Annotated in this window: 17 protein-coding genes; 11 read left to right on the plus strand and 6 right to left on the minus strand. The window is 73.3% G+C overall.

The genetic code is table 11. The features are described 5' to 3' along the window. Positions 1-118: 118 nt before the first annotated feature. The 4 genes from ACFPZN_RS12315 to ACFPZN_RS12330 form a co-directional block, all read right to left on the minus strand. Positions 119-943, minus strand: a complete 825-nt coding sequence (locus tag ACFPZN_RS12315) for an ABC transporter ATP-binding protein (protein WP_378282020.1) — start codon at positions 941-943, stop codon at positions 119-121. 70 nt (positions 944-1,013) lie between these two features. Beyond that, entirely contained in the window at positions 1,014-1,865 is an 852-nt protein-coding gene (locus ACFPZN_RS12320; RefSeq protein WP_378282021.1) for an ABC transporter permease, read from the minus strand. Then, positions 1,862-2,638, minus strand: a complete 777-nt coding sequence (locus ACFPZN_RS12325; RefSeq protein WP_378282022.1) for an ABC transporter permease — start codon at positions 2,636-2,638, stop codon at positions 1,862-1,864. The genes ACFPZN_RS12320 and ACFPZN_RS12325 overlap by 4 nt, the downstream gene beginning before the upstream one ends. Next, positions 2,635-3,612 carry an ABC transporter substrate-binding protein gene (locus ACFPZN_RS12330; RefSeq protein WP_378282023.1) on the minus strand — a complete coding sequence of 326 codons (978 nt, stop codon included), beginning with the start codon at positions 3,610-3,612 and terminating at the stop codon, positions 2,635-2,637. Before ACFPZN_RS12330 ends, ACFPZN_RS12325 begins: the two co-directional genes overlap by 4 nt. A gap of 460 nt (positions 3,613-4,072) precedes the next feature. Here ACFPZN_RS12330 and ACFPZN_RS12335 point away from each other — a divergent pair, with 460 nt between their 5' ends. The 5 genes from ACFPZN_RS12335 (at position 4,073) to ACFPZN_RS12355 (ending at position 10,060) form a co-directional block, all read left to right on the plus strand. Then, complete coding sequence (locus ACFPZN_RS12335; protein ID WP_378282024.1) at positions 4,073-7,552, plus strand: nitrate- and nitrite sensing domain-containing protein; 3,480 nt, start codon at positions 4,073-4,075, stop codon at positions 7,550-7,552. Next, positions 7,549-8,007 (plus strand): roadblock/LC7 domain-containing protein, encoded by a 459-nt coding sequence (locus ACFPZN_RS12340; RefSeq protein ID WP_378282025.1) that lies wholly within the window; start codon positions 7,549-7,551, stop codon positions 8,005-8,007. Before ACFPZN_RS12335 ends, ACFPZN_RS12340 begins: the two co-directional genes overlap by 4 nt. A 30-nt stretch (positions 8,008-8,037) precedes the next feature. Next, the gene (locus tag ACFPZN_RS12345; protein ID WP_378282026.1) at positions 8,038-8,481 is read left to right on the plus strand and encodes a DUF742 domain-containing protein; all 444 of its coding nucleotides are present in this window, start codon (positions 8,038-8,040) and stop codon (positions 8,479-8,481) included. A gap of 40 nt (positions 8,482-8,521) precedes the next feature. Beyond that, positions 8,522-9,178 carry a GTP-binding protein gene (locus ACFPZN_RS12350; protein WP_378282149.1) on the plus strand — a complete coding sequence of 219 codons (657 nt, stop codon included), beginning with the start codon at positions 8,522-8,524 and terminating at the stop codon, positions 9,176-9,178. Between the two features lie 108 nt (positions 9,179-9,286). Continuing rightward, a complete protein-coding gene (locus tag ACFPZN_RS12355; RefSeq protein ID WP_378282027.1) occupies positions 9,287-10,060 on the plus strand; it encodes an SGNH/GDSL hydrolase family protein in 774 nt (257 codons plus the stop codon). Positions 10,061-10,147: 87 nt separating this feature from the next. Here the strand turns inward: ACFPZN_RS12355 and ACFPZN_RS12360 are convergent, their stop codons facing one another. Further along, positions 10,148-10,567 carry an anti-sigma factor antagonist gene (locus ACFPZN_RS12360; protein WP_378282028.1) on the minus strand — a complete coding sequence of 140 codons (420 nt, stop codon included), beginning with the start codon at positions 10,565-10,567 and terminating at the stop codon, positions 10,148-10,150. 277 nt (positions 10,568-10,844) lie between these two features. Here ACFPZN_RS12360 and ACFPZN_RS12365 point away from each other — a divergent pair, with 277 nt between their 5' ends. Further along, positions 10,845-14,504 (plus strand): AAA family ATPase, encoded by a 3,660-nt coding sequence (locus ACFPZN_RS12365; protein WP_378282029.1) that lies wholly within the window; start codon positions 10,845-10,847, stop codon positions 14,502-14,504. Here the strand turns inward: ACFPZN_RS12365 and ACFPZN_RS12370 are convergent. Beyond that, positions 14,495-16,510 (minus strand): ABC transporter ATP-binding protein, encoded by a 2,016-nt coding sequence (locus tag ACFPZN_RS12370; protein ID WP_378282030.1) that lies wholly within the window; start codon positions 16,508-16,510, stop codon positions 14,495-14,497. The two genes, ACFPZN_RS12365 and ACFPZN_RS12370, sit on opposite strands and share 10 nt — an antisense overlap. A 183-nt stretch (positions 16,511-16,693) precedes the next feature. Between ACFPZN_RS12370 and ACFPZN_RS12375 the strand changes: the two genes are divergently transcribed. From ACFPZN_RS12375 to ACFPZN_RS12395, 5 genes are all read left to right on the plus strand, one after another. Further along, positions 16,694-17,830: an LCP family protein gene (locus ACFPZN_RS12375; RefSeq protein WP_378282031.1), complete on the plus strand. Its 1,137-nt coding sequence runs from the start codon at positions 16,694-16,696 to the stop codon at positions 17,828-17,830. A gap of 39 nt (positions 17,831-17,869) precedes the next feature. Further along, entirely contained in the window at positions 17,870-18,172 is a 303-nt protein-coding gene (locus tag ACFPZN_RS12380) for a hypothetical protein (protein ID WP_378282032.1), read from the plus strand. 97 nt (positions 18,173-18,269) lie between these two features. Further along, a complete protein-coding gene (locus ACFPZN_RS12385; protein ID WP_378282033.1) occupies positions 18,270-18,425 on the plus strand; it encodes a hypothetical protein in 156 nt (51 codons plus the stop codon). Positions 18,426-18,644: 219 nt separating this feature from the next. Continuing rightward, complete coding sequence (locus tag ACFPZN_RS12390; RefSeq protein WP_378282034.1) at positions 18,645-18,803, plus strand: hypothetical protein; 159 nt, start codon at positions 18,645-18,647, stop codon at positions 18,801-18,803. 77 nt (positions 18,804-18,880) lie between these two features. After that, positions 18,881-19,369: a glutathione peroxidase gene (locus ACFPZN_RS12395; RefSeq protein ID WP_378282035.1), complete on the plus strand. Its 489-nt coding sequence runs from the start codon at positions 18,881-18,883 to the stop codon at positions 19,367-19,369. Positions 19,370-19,401 lie beyond the last annotated feature (32 nt).

The raw sequence follows: 19,401 nt of genomic DNA on the forward strand, positions 1-19,401 counted from the left end.
GCAACCAGTCGTCGATCCTCACATACAGTGCGGTGGCGAGGGTGTTCAGGTCTGGGGTCACAACCGACCATGGACACCCTCGCCCCATTTCCGCAGGCGATCCCTTGGAATCAACCGTCTAGTCGTGCCAGTCGTCCTTGCGGAGGCTCCCGGTCGTCCCGCCCGCCGGCGAGCCGGCCGCGGCGCCGTCACCGGTGGCGCTGCCGCGCACCAGCCGCCCGACCTCGGCGCGCAGCCGGACGAACTCCGGCAGCCCGCGCGTCTCGATCTGGTCGCGCGCCGACGGCAGCCCGACCGGCAGCTCCGCGCGCACCCGGCCCGGGTTGCGGGCCAGCACGACCACCCGGTCGCCGACGTAGACGCTCTCGTCGATGTCATGGGTGACCAGCAGGATCGTCATCCCGCCGTCCCGGTGCACGCGCAGCACGAGGTCCTCCAGGTCCTCGCGGGTCTGCGCGTCCACCGAACCGAACGGCTCGTCCATCAGCAGCAGCGACGGCCGGTAGGCCAGCGCCCTGGCGATGGAGACGCGCTGCTGCATGCCGCCCGACAGCTGCCAGGGGAACTTGCGTCCCGCGTCGCCCAGGCCCACCGACTCCAGCGCCTCCTGCGCCGCCGCGCGCCGTGCCGACCGGCCCTTGCCCTTGCGGCGCAGCGGCAGCGCCACGTTGTCGCGCACGCTCAGCCAGGGGAACAGCGACCGGCTGTAGTCCTGGAAGACCACGGCCAGGTCGTCGGGGACGCCGTCGATCGGGTTCCCGTTCAGCACGATCTGGCCGCCGGTCGGCCGGATCAGCCCGGCCACGCAGCGCAGCAGCGTCGACTTGCCGCAGCCGGACGGCCCGACCAGGCTGACCAGCTCGCCCTGGGCGACCTTCAGGTTCAGTCCCGCCAGCACGGTCTGGTCGCCGTAGCGGTGCGTCAGTTCGTTGATCTCCAGCATGTCCTTCACCTGGCTGAATGGCTGAATGGCTGAGGGTTGGTGGGGTGGCCGGGGGCGGTTCACGGCACGGTCAGGAGGCCAGCTGCCGGGCGCCGCCGTGCCAGGCGAGCATGCGCCGTTCCAGCAGCTGGAACACCAGGTTGAACAGGCAGCCCAGCACGCCGAGCAGCACGATGCCCGCCCACATCTCGGTCATCTGCAGCGTCTGCTGCGCGGTGGTGAGATGCGCGCCGATGCCGAAGGAGTTGCCGACCAGCTCCGAGATGACCATGAGGATCAGCGCGAAGCCCAGGCTGACCCGCAGCCCCGCGAAGATCTTCGGTGCCGCGGCGGGCAGGATCACCCGGCGCAGCCGCAGCGTCCCGCCGATCCCGAACACCCGGGCGGTGTCGAGCTGGAGGCGGTCCACCGTGCGGACGCCGTCGATGGTGTTGAGCAGCACCGGCCAGATCACCCCGAACACGATCGTGGTGATCTGCATCGGGGCGCCCAGGTCCAGCACCGCCAGCAGGAACGGGATCAGCGTGGGCGGCGGGACGGACCGGCCGAACTGCAGCACCGGGTCCAGCACGTCGCCCAGCGTCCGGAACCGGCCGATCACGACGCCCAGCGCGACCCCGGCCACCGCGGCGATCGCCCAGCCCGTGAACAGGTTGGTGAAGCTGGGCTTGAAGTCGTCGACGGCCTTCTCGGTGAGGAAGAGGCGGTCCACCGGCCCGGAGAACCAGATCTCGTACAGCGTCCTGACGATCTGGGACGGCGGCGGGAAGAACTGGTCGGCGGCGGCCCGCGCGGCGACCTCCCAGACCGCGACGAGCAGCGCGAACAGCCACAGCCGTCCCACGCCCGACAGCGCCGTCCGGAGGGCCCGCCCGGCGCCGCCGCGCCCGCTGGTCCTGCCGGTGATCTGGTCGGTGCTCATGTCGCGGCCCCCGTTCCGGCGGTGTTCCAGCGGAACGCGCGGCGCTCCACCCCGACCAGCAGCATGTTGGCGAGCAGGCCGAGCGTGCCCGCCCAGACCGCGCCCGCGAGCATGAGGTCGGGATGACCGCCGCCCGACTGGCTCTCCATCAGGTAGCCGCCGACGCCCTCGCCGGCGCCGGCGATCAGTTCGGTGCTGACCACGACGACCAGCCCGACCGAGGTCGCGATCCGCACGCCGGTGGCCACGAACGGCGCGGCGCTGGGCAGGCTCACCCGCAGCAGCACCGCCAGGTCGCCGAAGCCGAAGCTGCGCAGCGTCTCCTTGGCGACCGGGTCGACGTCCCGCAGCGCGTACAGCGTGTTGATGAGGATCGGCCAGGTCGCGGCGTAGAAGACCAGCGACATCTTCGACTGGGTGACGGAGCTGAAGGTGACGATCGCCAGCGGGATCAGCGCCAGGGAGGGGATCGGGCGCAGCAGCTCCACCACCACGCGGGCGGCGTTGTTGAGCCACGGCGTGGCGCTGAGCAGGACGCCCAGCGCCACGGCGGTGACGGTGGCCAGGAGCAGCCCGCCGATCCAGGCGCGCACCGTGTCGAACACGCCGGTCAGGTACTCGCCGTCGACGGCGAGTTCACCGGCGCGCACCAGCACGGTGGAGGCGGGCGGGACGGCGTCCGGGTCGACCAGGCCGGTCCGGGTGACCAGCTCGGCGATCGCGAACAGCCCCGCCACGCCTGCCGCGCCGCGTGCCGCTCTGCCCCACCTCATCCGTTCTGCAGCACGAACGTCTTGACGTCGAAGGGCTGCTTCAAGTAGCCGAACTGCTGCATGACGTCGGCCACCCGCTGGATGCGGGTCGCGCTCGTGGAGGTCGGGAAGCCGTTCAGGTTGATGACGCTGACCAGCTTGGGGTCGAGCTTGGTGAACTTGGGCATCGCGTCCTGCAGGACGGCGCGGTCGCCGGCCAGCGCCTGCGCCTTGACCAGCGCGCGCTGGAACGCGGCGACGGTCTTGGGGTTCTTGGCGGCGAAGTCCTCGGTGGAGGCGAAGCCGGTGATCGGGAAGTCCTTGGTCGGGCCGCCGGAGAAGTCGGTGAGGATGCGCGCGCCGAGGGTCTGCTGGATCTGGGTGACGAAGGGCTCGGGGACGATGATGGCTTCCACCTTGCCGCTCTTCAGCAGCTGCTCCTGGTTGGGGAACGGGGCGACGACGACGTCCTTGCTCTCGTCGACCTGGACGCCGTAGGGCTGCAGGGTGGCGCGCAGGAGCAGGCTGTTCTGGTTCCCGCGCGCGTTGGTGCCGATCTTCTTGCCGGCCAGGTCGCGGGGGGTCTTGATGGCGGAGTCCTTGGCGACGAGCACGCCGTTGAGGTTCTTGGTCATGGACGAGGCCTCGGCCACGACCCGCAGCTTGTAGGCGCCGTCGGCCTGGGCCTGGATGAGGCCGACGTGGCCGCCGTGCGCGATGTCGATGCTGCCGCCCTTGAGGAGGGGGAGCGCTTCGGCGGCGCCGGTCACGGTCCGCATCTTCACCTCGAGGCCCTCGGCCTTGAAGAAGCCCCGGGAGATGGCGATCTGGATCCCGGCGGCCTCGGTGATCGGCATGACCCCGACGGTGATCTCGGACTCTTCCAGCCCGTTGGCGGACGCCTCGTCGCCGCCTCCGCAGGCGGCCAGGGACAGCGCGAGCGTGCCGGCGAGCGCACCGGCGAGCCAGGCGCGCCGTGCTTTGGCGAACCTCATGAGCGCTCCTTCAAGAGGGAGGGATATGGGGGGTATGCCATGGATCGGCATGATCGTGCGGACTCTAGCGCAGTAACCCTAGGTAACCCCGGAACGTTGTCCCGATGTTTACGTGAGTGAGACGCAAATCGGGCAAACGGGACATCTTAGAGCACGGATGTGCTAAGCGTGCTCAAGTGTGAAATGAGTCATCTTGAGGTTTGTCTCTCGGATTACTCTGTGCTGCAATGACCCTCGCCCCAGAGGTACCAAAAGGCCCACTGGGCACGCCGCGGGAACACGTCCGGAACCCGCGGCGGGGGTGTGGAACGTGGACCGCGAGAGGTGATGGAGGGACGTGCGACCAGCGACGGAGCAGGACCGCGCCGTAGGGCCGGATGCTCACTCCCTCCCGCCTGACGGCGACGCAAAGGCCGGTCGCCGGCCCGGCGGGCGCCGTTTCAGGCTGGCCAACACCCGTGTGACGACCCGTCTGGTGGTGCTGATCCTCATTCCGGCGGTGGTCGCCGGGATCCTGGCGGGCCTGCGCGTGCGCGACGGCGTGAACGAGGCCGGGCTCTACACGAGAATCGAACGGCTGGCCACGCTGAGTGAACGCGTCGCCGGACTCGTTCAGGAGCTACAAGACGAACGAGACCTTACGGTGCAATACCTGACCGTCCCCCGGGACGGCCAGGACCAGACCGTACGAGAGCAACAGAGCGTGACCGATCGAGCCGCCCGCGGTGTCCGCGAGCGGCTCGGCGGCATCGACGGCGCCTACTCCTCCCAGGTCCGCGCGAAGGTCCGGGACGTCCGCTACCGGCTCGACTCGCTGGCGGGCCTGCGCTCGGTGGCCGGGCAGAACAGCGCCTCGGCGTTCTCGACCCTGGACATCTACGGCCAGCTCATCGCCTCGCTGCTGGACCTGAACGACCTGGTCGCGCAGGGCAGCCCGAACGCCGACGTCTCCGAGAGCACGCGCGCGTTCGCCGCGCTCGCGCGCGCCAAGGACTTCGCCTCCCAGGAACGGGCGCTGACCACCTCGGTGCTGCTCACCCGGAGGTTCGCCAACCCGTCCGACCGGGAGCGGCTGCTGGGTCTGCGCTCGCAGCAGGACGGCCAGATGGCCATCTTCCGGACGACCGCCGACACCGGCCAGCGGCAGCTGCTGGAGGACACCGTCACCGGCCCCGACATCGGCCGGGTCGAGGGCCTCTACCAGCAGGTGCTGGTCCGCTCCGGCGCCTCCAGCACGATGTCGGTCCGCCCGCTGGGCCCGAGCGACGCGGCCACCTGGCGGAACGCCTCGACCTCCCGGATCGAGCAGCTCCGCAGGGTCGAGCAGAACCTGGCCGGCTCCATCACGCGCGACAGCCGGGAGCTGAAGGACGGCGCCTACGTCGGCGTCGCCATCGACGCCGCGCTGCTGCTGGTCGGGCTGCTGCTGGCCGCGCTGGCCACCGGCGCGGTGGCCCGCTCGCTGGTGCGGCCGCTGCGCCGGCTGCAGGCGGGCGCGCTGGAGGTCGCCGGCACCCGGCTGCCCGGGCTGGTGGACCGGCTGCGCGATCCCGAGGCCGCCGCCGACGGCATCGAGGTGGAGCCGATCGACGTCGACTCCTCCGACGAGATCGGCCAGGTCGCGCGGGCGTTCGACGAGGTGCACCGGGAGGCGGTCCGGCTGGCCGCCGACGAGGCGGTGCTGCGCGGCAACATCAACGCGATGTTCGTCAACCTGTCGCGGCGCAGCCAGTCCCTCATCGAGCGCCAGCTTCGGCTGATCGAGGAGCTGGAGCAGAGCGAGCGCGACGAGGAGCAGCTGGCCAACCTGTTCCGGCTGGACCACCTGGCCACCCGCATGCGCCGCAACTGCGAGAACCTGCTGGTCCTCGGCGGCCAGGACCAGGTGCGCCGGTGGAACCGCCCGGTCCCGCTGATCGACGTGGTGCGCGCCTCGCTGTCGGAGGTGGAGCAGTACGAGCGGGTGGCGCTGCGCGTGCACGGCGACATGACCGTCGGCGGCCCGGTGGTCAACGACCTGGTCCACCTGCTGGCCGAGCTGGTGGAGAACGCCACGGTGTTCTCCGCCGAGCACACCCGGGTGACCGTCTCCGGCCAGTTGCTCAGCGGCGGCGGGGCGATGCTGCAGATCACCGACAACGGTGTGGGGATGTCCCAGGAGGAGCTGGAGCAGGCCAACTGGCGGCTGGCCAACCCGCCGGTCATCGACTTCTCCGCGGCCCGCCGCATGGGCCTGTTCGTGGTCGGCCGGCTGGCGGTGCGGCACGGCATCCGCGTCGAGCTGCGCGCCGCGCAGGGCGGCGGGCTCACCGCGTTCGTGGTGCTGCCGGAGATGGTGATCAGGCCGGCCGAGTCCGGGGGCGTGGGCTCCCGCGGCTTCGGCGCGATGGACGAGGGCGCGGGCCGCGGCGGCGAGTTCGCCGCGATGGCGGCCCCGTCCGGCGGTACCGGGGCGGTCCCGTCCGGTCCGGGCGGGCAGTTCCGCCCGAGCGGCGACACCGGCGAGTACGGGGTGCCGCACCCGCGTCACGGCGGCGCGCCCGGTCAGCCCCCCGGCACCGGCCCGCAGCCGGTGTACGACGGCCGCCCGTTCGACGGCGGCGGCTTCGACGGCCGCCCGTTCGACGACCGTCCGCCCTTCGACGGCCGTTCCTTCGATGACCGCCCGTTCGATGACCGCCCGTTCGACGGGCCGGCGGTGCCGCCCGACGCGCGCGACCTCGACCCGCGCGGTTTCGACCGGCGGCCGTTCGACGACCGCGCTCCCGGGGCGCCCGGCGCTCCCGGGCCGTACCCGAACGGCGGGCCCTACCCGAACGGCACGCCGTACCCGAACGCGCCGTTCGACGGCTCTCCCACCACGACCGGGCCGATTCCGCCGGCCGGTGCGGCCGGGACGGGCCCCTACCCGCCCGTGTCCGGAACCGGCCCCGTGCCGCTCGTGCCGTCCGCGGACCAGGGCCCGCACGAGCCCCGTCCCCACGAGCCGCGCCCGCACGAGCAGGCACCCCACGAGCAGGGGCCGCCGGAGGAAGGGCCGGGACGGCGCGGGCCGAGGCTGCCCGTCCGGCGGCCGGGCGCCCAGCACCCGGCGCGCGGCGGGCCTGCCGACGCGTCCCCGTCGCAGCCCGCCGACCCGGGGCGGACCGGGCCGCTGCCGGTGGTGCCCGAGGCGCAGCCGGCCGTCCCGGGAACCGGGCCGCTGCCGCGCGTGCCCTGGGAGACCGGGCCGCTGCCGGTGGTGCCGGAGAACGCGGCGGGCCAGGGCCCGCACGACCAGGCCCCGCCCAATCAGGGCCCGCCCGTCCAGGGCCGGCCCGTCCAGAACCTGCCCGGACGCGGCGCGCCCGGGCATGCCCCCCGCCCCGATCAGGCCCCCGAGCACGCCCCGCCGCACGGCACCGGGCATGATCCTGGGCATGACGCCGTGCACGACGCCGGGCCCGAGCCCGGAAAGGCCGCTCCCCCCGGTGTGCCGGAACGTTCGCCGATCTTCGACGCGATGCAGTCGGAGTGGTTCCAGCGCCGGACCGACCAGACACCGAGTGAGGATCCCGTGAGAGGTTGGGAATCCCCCGCCGACGCCGGGTTCCAGGCCGCCGAGGCGGCACGGGAACCGGTGGCCGGTGAGCGCACTTCCGCGGGCCTGCCCAAGCGGGTGCCCGGACGCAACCGGGTGCCCGGCGCGGTGGGGTCCCAGCGGCCCGCCGGGCGGGCCGCCCCGCAGGCACCGCCGGCTGGTACGGGCGGGCGCCCCCCGGCGCCGGTCCCGGCCCAGTCGGCCGACACCGTGCGGAACCGGTTCGCCAGCCTCCAGCGTGGCGTGCGCAAGGGACGTACCGAGACGCGCGGCCCCGGCGGGCCGGGCGAGGGATCCGGCTCGGCCAACACAGGTGAGACTCCCTCGCCGAGCGAGGGTGAGAACGGAGGCGCCCGGTGAGCGGGCAGGATCTCAACTGGCTGGTGACCAATTTCGCGGACCGGGTGCCGAAGGTCGCGCACGCGGTCGTGGTGTCCTCCGACGGGTTGCCGATGGCCTACTCGGCCGGGTTCCCGCCCGAGCGCGCCGACCAGCTGTCGGCCATCGCCTCCGGGCTGATGAGCCTGACCCAGGGCGCGGCCAAGATCTTCGACGCGGGCGGTGTGAGCCAGACCGTCGTGGAGATGGACCGCGGGCTGCTGTTCGTGATGTCCATCGCCAACGGGTCGGTGTTCGCGGTGCTGGCGGCCTCGGACTGCGATCTCGGGCTGGTCGCCTACGAGATGACGCTGCTGGTGGAGCGCGTCGGGAGGGTGCTGACCCCGGCGCTGCGGGCTCCCGGGGAGCACGGCCAGCAGCCGCCCTACGGGGGACCGGCCGTACCGGAGATGGGCACCGGGCCGGCCCGATACTGATCTTGACGGAGTCTGACGGAGGTCGGCGAGATGGATCGAGGCAGTCCTTGGGGAGCCGGTCCCGGTGGCCCGCCGCGCTGGGGAGGTGAGCCCGGCCCTCCAGGAGGGCGCCCCCCGGGACGGCCGCAGGAGCCCGAGACCAGCTCCCTGGTGCGCCCGTACGCCGTCACCGGCGGGCGCACCAAGCCGAGGTACGACCTGGCGATGGAGGCGCTGGTCACCGCCACGCCCTACCCGCCGCGGGACGTGGCGGCGCTGACCCCCGAGTACCGGGCGATCATGGACCTGTGCCGGTCGGCCCGCTCCGTGGCCGAGGTCTCGGCGCTGCTGCGGCTGCCGCTCGGCGTGGCCCGGGTGCTGATCGCCGACATGTGCCTCGAAGGACTGCTGCGGTTGCACCAGTCGCGTCCCACCGGCGCGCAGCCGGACCTCCGCCTTCTAGAAAGGGTGCTCAGTGGCCTTCGGAACCTCTGATCAGGCCCCGCCGCCGGCCGGGCCGGGCGGGGAGCCCGAACTGACCTCGGTGAAGATCGTCGTGGGCGGCGGTTTCGGGGTGGGCAAGACGACCTTCGTCGGGTCGGTGTCGGAGATCATGCCGCTGACCACCGAGGCGGTGATGACGGCGGCCAGCGCCGACGTGGACGACCTGTCGGCGGTGCCGGACAAGACGACGACCACGGTCGCGATGGACTTCGGCCGGGTGTCGCTGGACTCGGAGCTGATCCTCTACCTGTTCGGCACGCCGGGCCAGCACCGCTTCTGGTTCATGTGGGACGACCTGGTCAAGGGCGCGATCGGCGCGGTGGTGCTGGTCGACACCCGGCGGCTGGAGGACTGCTTCGCCGCGGTCGACTACTTCGAGGAGCTGGGCCTGCCCTTCGTGGTCGGGGTGAACGGCTTCAACGGCGAGTTCCCCTACGGCGCCGAGGACATCCGGGAGGCGCTGTCGATCAGTGCGCACGTGCCGATCCTGCAGTGCGACGCGCGCACCCGGGAGTCCACCAAGCAGGTGCTGATCACGCTGGTGAAGCACGCGATCGGGATGCACTCGGCCGCGGCGGGGGCGGGGGCCCCGGTCCCGCAGGCGGGTCCGCCCGGTCCGCCCGGCCGGCCCGGCCGTCCCGGCCCGCCCGGCGGTCCGCTGGGCACCACCTCGCCCACCTGGACCTGAGCCCGCCGGGGCGGAGCGCCCGGGGTGGGCTCCCGCGCTCGCGCGGGATGTGTGTACGCTGCATCATTATTCCTCGCAAGTATGGACGAAACCGTTCGAGGTGATGCGATGGACGCCCTGGAACAGGTCGGTACGTACGTCGCCATCGGGGACAGCTTCACCGAGGGCCTGAACGACCCCTACCCCGGGGAGCGCGACCGCTTCCGCGGCTGGGCGGACCGGCTGGCCGAGCATCTGGCCGAGCGCGATCCCGGGCTGCGGTACGCCAACCTGGCGGTGCGCGGCAAGCTGCTGCGCCAGATCGTGGCCGACCAGGTGCCGTGCGCCGTCGAGCTGGAGCCGGACCTGGTGACCTTCTGCGCGGGCGGCAACGACATGATCCGCCCGGGCGCGGATCCGGACGCGCTCGCGGTGCTGTTCGACGACGCGGTGAAGCGGCTGCGGGCCACCGGCGCCCGGGTGGTGATCTTCACCGGTTTCGACACCCGGGGGCTGCGCGCCGGGCACCGCATCCGCGGCCGGGCCGCCACGTACAACATGCACCTGCGCGCGATCGCCGACCGGCGCGGCTGCGACGTGGTGGACCTGTGGTCGAGCCGCGTGTTCAACGACGCGCGGGCCTGGTACGAGGACCGGCTGCATCTGTCCCCGGAGGGGCACCGGCGGATGGCGCTGCTGGTGGCGCAGGTGCTGGGGGTGCCGGCGGCGGGCGACTGGCGCGAGCCGTGGCCGCCCGGCGAGGCGGCCGGCTGGCTGGTGTCGCGCCGCGAGGACGTCCACTGGGCCAGGACGTACCTGCTGCCGTGGATCGGACGGCGCGCGACGGGGCGTTCCTCGGGTGACGGCCGCGGGCCCAAGCGCCCCACGCCCTCGCCGCTCTGAGACGAGCCGTGGGCCGCGCGTCGCGGGGGTTCCCGCGGCGCGCGGGCCGGGCGCGTCCCCGGGGATCTCGGGGAGACGCCGGGCGCGTCAGGTCGGGCGGGGGGCCGGGTCGGGGTGCGGATCAGGGTGCGGGTCGGGCTGCGGGGCAGGGCGCGGGTCGGGGTCGGGGCGCGCGGCGATCGCCTCCTCGACCGTGGGGGTGACGGTGATCCGCCGGTGCAGGCCGGTGATCTCCAGCGTGCGGCGGACGATCGGCCGCGGCGCGGCCAGCACCAGGCCGCCGCCGGAGGCCGAGACCGCCTTGTAGCAGTCGATGATGATCGACAGTCCGTGCGAGTCCATGAACCGCAGATCGGTCAGGTCCAGGATCAGGTGGTCGCCGTAGGAGCGGCGCGCGGCGCGCAGCCGGTCGCGCAGGTCGTCGCCGTTGGCGATGTCGAGCTCACCACGCAGCCGTACGACGGCGCGGCCGTCCTGCCGGAGGGCGGTCACGTCCAAGGGGAGCACGGCGGCTTCCTCTCCGCTGGGGACATCCGGGGCGGGGTGCACGGATGCTTTCCATGTGACAACTATCCATGAGGAGTGCCGGTCTGCCAACCCGCCGCACCGCCGGGTCCCCGTGGCGCGGCCGCCGGGCGGCCCTGACCCGCCGTGCGCGGCGGGAGGTGTGCGCGGTCGCGGAGCGCCGTAGGGTGCATGCCAGACGTGATGTCCGTCCACGCCGAAGACCCCGCAGGAACCGCACAGGAACCCTTCAGGAACGCGCAGGAAAGGGCCCAGCCAGTTGAGCGCCCCACGGTTGCCGGAACACCTCGAACTGCTCCTCACCGACGAACCGGTCCTGGACGTCTACGCGCACGGACCGTGGCGGGTACCCGACGGGGCGTACGAGGAGATGCGCGAGCGGGCGCTGGAGTTCAACCGTGATCCCCGCGCCGTCGTCCTCACCCGGCAGCTCAGCGAGTTCTACGGTCCGGGCACCTCGGCGGCGGGCGCCGAGCAGTGGTCGCTGCTGACGTTCCTGCTCGGCGCGTCCGCGCTGCGCGGCGGGTCCCGCGGCGACGTGGACTACGAGCTGCTGGGGGAGTTCCTGGCGACGCCCGAGCCCGCGGTGCGCGACCCGCTGGCGTGGTTCACCCAGGGCGGGCGGTGGCGCCCGCCGGGGCTGTGGCTGCCCGAGCCGGCGGGCGACGACCGCGAGCGCCGCGCGGTGATGCACGAGCTGGCCCGGGACGGCCTGGACGTCTTCGAGGGCCTGGAGCCGCTGGAGCGGCGCCGGGCCGCGCTGATGGACCTCTTCGACGCGCGGCTGGGCGATCCCGCGCGCCGCGAGGAGGCGATGACGGTCCCGCAGGACCGGCTGGAGGCGTGGTGGAACGCCGGCCTGCCGGACGAGACGCTGGCGGTGCTGCCCGAGCTGGCCGGTCCGCTGGGCTACCTGGGCTGGGTGTGCGAGGGCCTGGGCGCCGCGCACGAGCGGCTCGCCGGGGCGGTCGGTGACGACGTCCCGCTGGAGACGGCCCTGGCGCGGCTGCTGCTGGCCGCGGAGGTGACGTCCGTGCCCGCCGAGATGGCGGTCACGCTGGGCACCGCCCGCTACGAGAACCTGGTCGACCGCGTGCGGGCGCTGGGGCAGGGCTTCGCGGCCGAGGCGTGGCAGCAGGAGACGCGGGCGTGGCTGGCGCGCGGCCTGGTGGCCGGGGAGGCGGACGCGTGCCGCGCCTGGCTGGACATGGCGGTGCGGGTGACCGGCGCGGCGCAGGGCCTGCCCGAGTCGCCGACCAGCCCGCGCTGCCGGGTGCCGGTCCGCGCGTTCCAGCACGACCTGCGGCGGCTGTTCGACCACCGCCCGGTCGCCAACCCGCTGGGGGAGTGGCTGAGCAGGTCGTCCCCGCAGGCTCCAAAGGCCCTGGAGGCGCGCCCCGGCGCGGAAGCCGAGACCGGCACCGGCACCGACAGTGAGACCGGCGCCGAGACCGCGACGCGCGAAGAGGACGACGTGCTGTCCGGGCTGCTGGTCGGGCAGCCCGAGCTCACCCGGGCGCTGCGCGAGGTCCTCGTCGCCCGCCTGGCGGGGGAGAGGCCCGCGCGCCTGCTGGTCTCCGGCTCCGAGGGCACCGGCAAGGGCACCGCCGCCGAGATCCTGGAGCGCCTGCTGGCCCGCCGCGGGGTGATCCGGGAGGCGCTGTGGATCTCCGACCAGGTGTTCGCCTCGCTCGGCGTCAGCGACGCCGTGCTGTGGCTGCAGGCCCGGGTCCGCGAGTGCGTCGAGGGACGGCTGCTGCTGGTGATCGACGACCTGGAGCGGCTGACCGGCTACGAGCGCTGCGGGGCCGCGGCGCTGGAGGAGCTGCGCCGGCTGATGGCGCGCTCGCCCGGCCTGGACGTGGTGGCGCTGTGCCGTCCAGGCGGCGACCGGCGGCTGTTCGACGCCAACCCGGCGCTGGTGCGGGCCTTCGAGGTGACCCGCACCCGCGAGTTCGGCGAGGAGGAGTACGCCGAGCTGTTCCACCGCGCCGTGACCGCGCGCGGGGTGCCGGTGGCGCGGTCGGTGGCCGCGGCCGCCGGCGTGCTGCTCTCCCGTACCCCGCCGCTGCACAACCTGCGCGGCGCCCGGCTCGCCGAGCATCTGGCCGCGCAGGCGGTGACCGCGGCCCGGACCCGCGCCGCCGCGCCCGCCGGCTCCGGAGCCGACCTGGAGGTCACCTCGGCCGACCTGTCGCAGCGCCTGATCGCCGGGGTGCGCACCGCGCACGACCCGCTGGCCGAGCTGGCCGCGATGGCCGGGATCGAGCCGGTCAAGCGGGAGGTCGCGGCGCTGGTCGCCGAGGCCAAGGCGGCGCGGCTGCGCGAGGAGGCGGGCATGGCGGTCGCCGCCCGTCCCCGCCACCTGGTCTTCGCCGGCAACCCGGGCACGGGCAAGAGCAAGGTCGCGCAGATCCTCGGCACCGTGTACGCCGACCTCGGGGTGCTGTCCACCGGGCACCTGTTCGAGGTGGACCGGGCCGACCTGCTGGGCGAGTACAGCAGCGAGAGCGCGGTGAAGGTGCGGCGCGCGGTGGAGCGCGCCGTGGGCGGCGTGCTGCTGGTACGGGACGCGCACGCGTTCGCCTCGGCGGAGGCGGTCCGCGGCCGGGAGATCGTGGACGTCCTGCTGGGCGCCGTCCAGGCCCATCCCGCTGATCTGGTGGTCGTGCTCACCGGCCCCGAGGCCGAGCTGAACGGGCTGCTGAAGTCGCACGAGGAGCTGGCCGCCTACTTCCCCCGCACCGTCCGCTTCCCCGACCTCACCGACGAGGAACTGGTCGAGGTGTTCCGGGCGAAGGCCGCCGCGGCCGGGTTCGCCCTGGCCGACGGCGTGCTCGACCGGGTCGCCGCGCTGGTGCGGGCCGCGCCGCGCGACCGCGGCTTCGGCAACGCCCGCACCATGAACGGCCTCCTGGACCGGGCGGTGGCCAACCAGGGGCGGCGCGTCCTTGCCGACGGCGTCGTGGACGAGAGCGAGTCCCTGGACGTCATCCTCCTCGACGACGTGCCCGACACCCTCGCCCCCGGCCGCGACGCGGTGCCCGGCGACCCCCTGGAGGAGGTCGAGCGGCTGATCGGCCTGGACGACATCAAGCGCGAGATCAGCGCGCTGGTCGCCGAGGCGCGGATGGAGGAGCGGCGGCGGGAGGCGGGCGTGCCGCTGGCCTTCCCCACCCGGCACATGGTGTTCATGGGCAACCCCGGCACCGCCAAGACCACCGTCGCCCGGCTGATCGCCGCCGTGTACGCCCAGCTCGGCCTGCTGTCGTCGGGTCATCTGGTGGAGGTCACCCGGGCCGACCTGGTGGCGGAGTTCATCGGGCAGACCGCGCACCGCGTGCGCGCCGCGATCGACCGGGCGCTGGGCGGCGTGCTGTTCGTGGACGAGGCGTACGCGCTCACCGCGGGCGGCGCCGACCGCCGCGACTTCGGCCACGAGGCGGTCGCCGAGCTGCTGAAGCTGATGGAGGAGCACCGCTCGGACCTGGTGGTGATCGTGGCCGGGTACGACGCCGAGATGGAGCGGTTCCTGAAGTTCAACCCCGGGCTGGAGTCCCGCTTCCCCAAGACGCTGCGGTTCCCCGACTACTCCGACGACGAGCTCGCCACGATCTTCGAGTCGATGGCCGCGGAGGCGGGGTTCGCGCTGGCCGAGGGGGCCCTCGCCGCGCTGCGCCGCAGGCTGGCCGCCGAGGCGCGGGGCGCCTCGTTCGGCAACGCCCGGCTGGTGCGCAACGTGCTGGAGGAGGCCATCGCGCGGCAGGCGCAGCGGATCACCGCCGGTGCCGGCCCGGGCACCGGCGGGGTGGACGAGGACGACGTGGACCATGCCGAGGTGCGGCTGCTGCGGCCCGAGGACGTCCCGTCCGAGCCCGCCAGGCGCGAGCCGGACCTGCCCACCGGCCCCTACATCTGATCGGCCCGCGCCCCCGGCGCCTCCGGAACCTGCGCGACCTCCGGAACCTGCTCCGCGGCCTCGGCGGCCCGGTAGGCGGACGCCTGCAACTCGTACAGCTCGGCGTACAGTCCGCCCCGCGCCATCAGCGCCGCGTGGTCGCCCTCCTCGATCACCCTGCCCTGCTCCAGCACGTAGATCCGGTCGGCGTGGCGGACGCTGGCCAGCCGGTGCGTGATCAGCAGCACGGTGCGGCCGTCGGCGTGCGTGCGGATCCGGTCGAACAGGTGGTGCTCGGCGCGCGCGTCGAGCGCGGCGGTCGGCTCGTCGCAGATCAGCAGCGGGGCGTCCCGGAAGAAGCCGCGGGCCACCGCCAGCCGCTGCCACTGGCCGCCCGACAGCTCGGCGCCGCCCTGGAACCGCCGGTCCAGCAGGGTGTCGTAGCCGTGCGCGAGCTCGTCCACCACCTCGGCGGCGCCCGACGCCCGGGCCGCGGCCAGCAGCTCCTCCTCGCCGGCGGCGCGGCCCATGGTGATGTTCTGCCGGGCGGTCATCGGCCAGTGGGTGTACTCCTGGGCGATCACCGCGATGCGCTCCCACACCCCCTCGGCCGGGACGGACCGCAGCGGGACCTCGTCCCAGCGGATCTCGCCGCCGTCCGGGTCGTACAGCCCGGCGAGGATCTTGGCCAGGGTGCTCTTGCCGGAGCCGTTCTCGCCGACCAGCGCCACCACCTCGCCGCGCCGGACCTCCAGCGAGATCCCGTTCAGCGAGGGCGTCTCGGCGCCCGGATAGGTGAAGGTGAGGTCCTCGGCGGTGATGCGCTCGAAGTCCGCGGGCAGCCGGGCCACCACCGTCTCGGTCCCCTCGCCGCGGACGCCGCGCTCGGGCACCCGGCCCTCCGCCTCGGCGCAGAAGTCGAGATAGTCGCCGAAGTACAGGCCCTCCTCGTAGCAGCGGTTGACCGCGAACACCAGATTGACCAGCGAGGTCTGACCGGACCGGATGGCCAGCACCGCGGTCCCCGCCACCGCCAGCGGCACCGTGCCCGCCCACAGCATCAGGCCGAGCGTGACGTAGACGCCCCCGGTGGCCGCGCCCTGCATCATGTCGCCGAACACCCGCGTGATCGCCTGCCGCCTGGCCAGGTCCAGCTCCACGCCGCGCTGGTACGCGGCGACCTTGTCGTACTCGCCCAGCAGGAACCCCCGCATGGTGAACGAGCGGATCTCCGCCGCGTGCCGCCGCTCGACCATCAGGTTCGACAGGATCCACTTGCGCCGCAGCGCGCCGATCAGGGTCAGCTCGGTGACGTAGCGCATCCGGGCGGCCCGCACCGACGCCCACCCCTCGGGCACCGCGGTGAGCAGCAGCAGGGGCAGCAGCAGCGGGTGCAGCACGCCGAGCGTCCCGGCCGCCGCGAGCAGGCCGACCACTCCGGTGAGGACGTCCACCGCGTGCTGGACGACCATCGGAGCCGACCTCATCCCGCGCCCCTCCGCGCGCTTGAGGTCGTCCAGGAACTCCGAGTCCTCCAGCGCCGCCAGGTCGACGGCCGTGGTGGCCTCGTACAGCCGCAGCTCGACCAGCCGCTCCACCTGCGGGTCGAGCCGGGCCTGCGCCCACCCGGCCGCCGCCTGCAGCGCCGCCCGCAGCGCGGTCGCCCCGGCCACCAGTGCCAGCGACGGCAGCGCGTCCCGCACCCGGTCGGGAGTCGGCCCGGCGCTGAACAGCGCGGTCAGCACCCCGGTGGTGGCCAGCAGCCCGAACGCGGTGAACACCCCCGCGACCAGGTTGCACCCGATGGTGACGGCGGTGTCGGCGCGGTTGGCCCGCCAGGCCAGCCGGGCCGACCGCCAGATCACCGACGGCAGCCGCCGGGCGACCGTCCGCATGCTGGTCTCGTGCAGCTCCCGGGTCCGGGACGACCAGAGCGCCGCCGTCAGCTCCGGCAGCGCGGCGGCGTCCGGGTCCGCCTCCCCGCGCCGCCGGCGCGGGCGGACGAGCCCGCGCAACCGTTCGAACATGGAGAAAACACGCCGAGAACCCATCCGCCGCCCCTCGCACGCACGTACCACCCACCGGGAAGTGTGCACCGCCAGGGCGATGGGCTCCGCTGCATTTGTCACATGCCGCGCTGATTTAGAGCTGTGGACAATCATGCGACGGGGGGACGCGCCCGGCGGCGGCCTTGCCCTAAGGTCTACGGCATGACGGACGCCTGGCCAGGACGGGAGGACGGCGGGATGGCACGCAACAGGCCCGCGCCAAGGCCGGCGGAGTACGCCGGAGAGCGCGACCCGTACGGGGGTGCCCACTCGGGCGACCAGTACGCGGACCCCTACGCGGGCGACCAGTTCCGCGGTCGGGACCCCTACGACGACATGCCGCGCCGCCGCAGGCGCCGCCGCTGGCCGCGCGTTCTCGCGGTGCTGCTGGTGATCGTGCTCGGCCTCACCGTGGCCGGGTACTTCTACCTCGACTCCCGGCTCAAGCGCGAACCGGTGCTGGACCAGGCGGGGCGGCTGGCCGACACCCCGGGCACCAACTGGCTGGTCGTCGGCTCCGACAGCCGCGAGGGCCTGTCGGCCGCCGACCGCAAGCGGATGGCCACCGGCAAGGCCCAGGGCCGCCGCACCGACTCCATGATGCTGCTGCACTACGGATCCGGCGGCACCTCGCTGATCAGCCTGCCGCGCGACTCCTACGTCTCCATCCCGGGCCGCGGCATGAACAAGCTGAACGCCGCGTTCGCCTTCGGCGGCCCCAAGCTGCTGGTGAAGACGGTCGAGCAGGCCACCGGCGTCCGGATCGACCACTACGCCGAGATCGGCTTCGGCGGGTTCGTGGGCGTGGTGGACGCCGTCGGCGGCGTCGACATGTGCCTCAAGGAGCGGATGCGCGACCCCAAGGCCGGGCTGAACCTCGCCCCGGGCTGCCAGACCCTCGACGGCGCCCAGGCCCTCGGCTACGTCCGCACCCGCGCCTCTGCCCGCGCCGACCTCGACCGGGTCGACCGCCAGCGGCAGTTCTTCGGCGCGCTGATGAAGAAGGCCACCAGCCCCGGCGTGCTCTTCAACCCGGCGCGCGGCGTCCCGCTGGCCTTGAACGCCACCAGCAACTTCCTCGTGGACGAGGACGACCACCTGCACGACCTGGTCCGGATGATGTGGGCGATGAAGGGCGTCAGCGGCGGCGACGGCGTCACCACCGCCGTCCCGATCGGCGGGGCCGGCAGCTCGGCGGCCGCGGGCGCGTACATCACCTGGGACAAGCGCAAGGCGGGCCGGCTGTTCGACGCCCTGAAGAACGACGAGAAGATCCCCGCGGACGTCATCTCCAAGTAGCCGACGGTTAAAGACCGGCCGCGCGGTTACAGTCGGGACATGTCCGATGTGACGCCCGAGGCCGCCGCGCGGCTGGAGAACCTGTCGTCCAAGGAACTGCACGACCGGGCGCTGGCCCGCGCCCGCGAACGCCGCGACGTCGGCTTCCTGTGGGAGCTGCTGCGGGCCATCCCGGCCGCGGCCGCCTCGCTGGGCAACCTCGACCGCGCCAAGTTCGACCTCCTCCACGGCCTGTCGCTGCTGGAGGAGTTCACGCACGCGGGCGAGGGCGAGCTGGCCGACGCGCTCCGCCCCCTCTACATCGGCTATCTCGTGGAGCACGGCCCGCCCTCGGTGTCCTGAGCCGCCGCCGGGCCGGGTTTTACCCTCGCTTGATCTCCGTCCCCCGGCACCCGGGGAACTACTCTCCGTAGGCGAGTGGACGCGGAAAGTGGGGGACGTGAACAAGAAGCACCTGAAGATCATCGCGATCGCCTTCGCGGTCTGGTACGTGATCACCCGGCCCGAGGGCGCCGCCAACCTGGTGAACAGCACCCTGGGCGGGCTCGGCGGCGCCGCCGAGTCCATGTCGCAGTTCGTGAGCGCGATCCCCTGACACGCCGCGCGGGCACGGGTTTCTTCGCGCGTCGCGAACACCCGCGCCGCAAGCCCGCAGTTCGAGGCCCTGAGGACCCTCCGAGGCGCGCCGACCGCCCGGGGGGATCAAGCGCGGGCCGCATCGTGACAGTAAAATATCGCTTTGCGGGCAGGAGCAGCTGGGCACAATTGAATCGGGTCAGTGTGTCGCTGCGCTTACTAAGGGACGGCGTTCGGTATGAACAAGAAGAACCTCCAGCGGGTCGGCATCGTCTTCTTGATCTTCTATGTGCTCAGCTCACCCCGGGATGCGGCCAACATGGTGAACAACGCCTTTTCGCAGCTCGGCAACGCGGGCAACCAGCTCGCGGCGTTCGTGAACGGGATCGGCACGTGAGCCGGTAGCCGCGCCGTCCCCGCCTCCCGGGGACGGCGATCGCGGACAGGCCCGGTCCCTCTCCTAGGATCGGGCCCATGTCTGTCTACGATGTGGAGATCGCGGGTCTGCGCGGCGGGTCCGCCGACCTCGCGCAGTACCAGGGCACCACCGTGCTGATCGTCAACGTCGCCTCCAAGTGCGGCCTGACGCCGCAGTACACCGGTCTCGAGCGGCTGCAGGAACGCTACGCCGACCGGGGCTTCACCGTCCTCGGCGTCCCGTGCAACCAGTTCATGGGCCAGGAGCCGGGCACCCCCGAGGAGATCGCCGAGTTCTGCTCCACCACCTACGGCGTCACCTTCCCCCTCACCGAGAAGATCGAGGTCAACGGCGAGGGCCGGCACCCCCTCTACACCGCCCTCGTCGGCACCCCGGACGCCGAAGGCCACACCGGCGACATCCGCTGGAACTTCGAGAAGTTCCTCATCGCCCCCGACGGCACCGTGGCCGCCCGCTTCTCCCCCCAGACCGAACCGGAGTCCACCGAGATCACCGAGGCCATCGAGAACAAACTGCCCGCGTAGCCGCCGGATTGCCCGGGGCCACCCCCAGCCTC

The sequence above is a fragment of the Actinomadura rugatobispora genome, from assembly GCF_042656285.1.
GTDB lineage: Bacteria > Actinomycetota > Actinomycetes > Streptosporangiales > Streptosporangiaceae > Spirillospora > Spirillospora rugatobispora.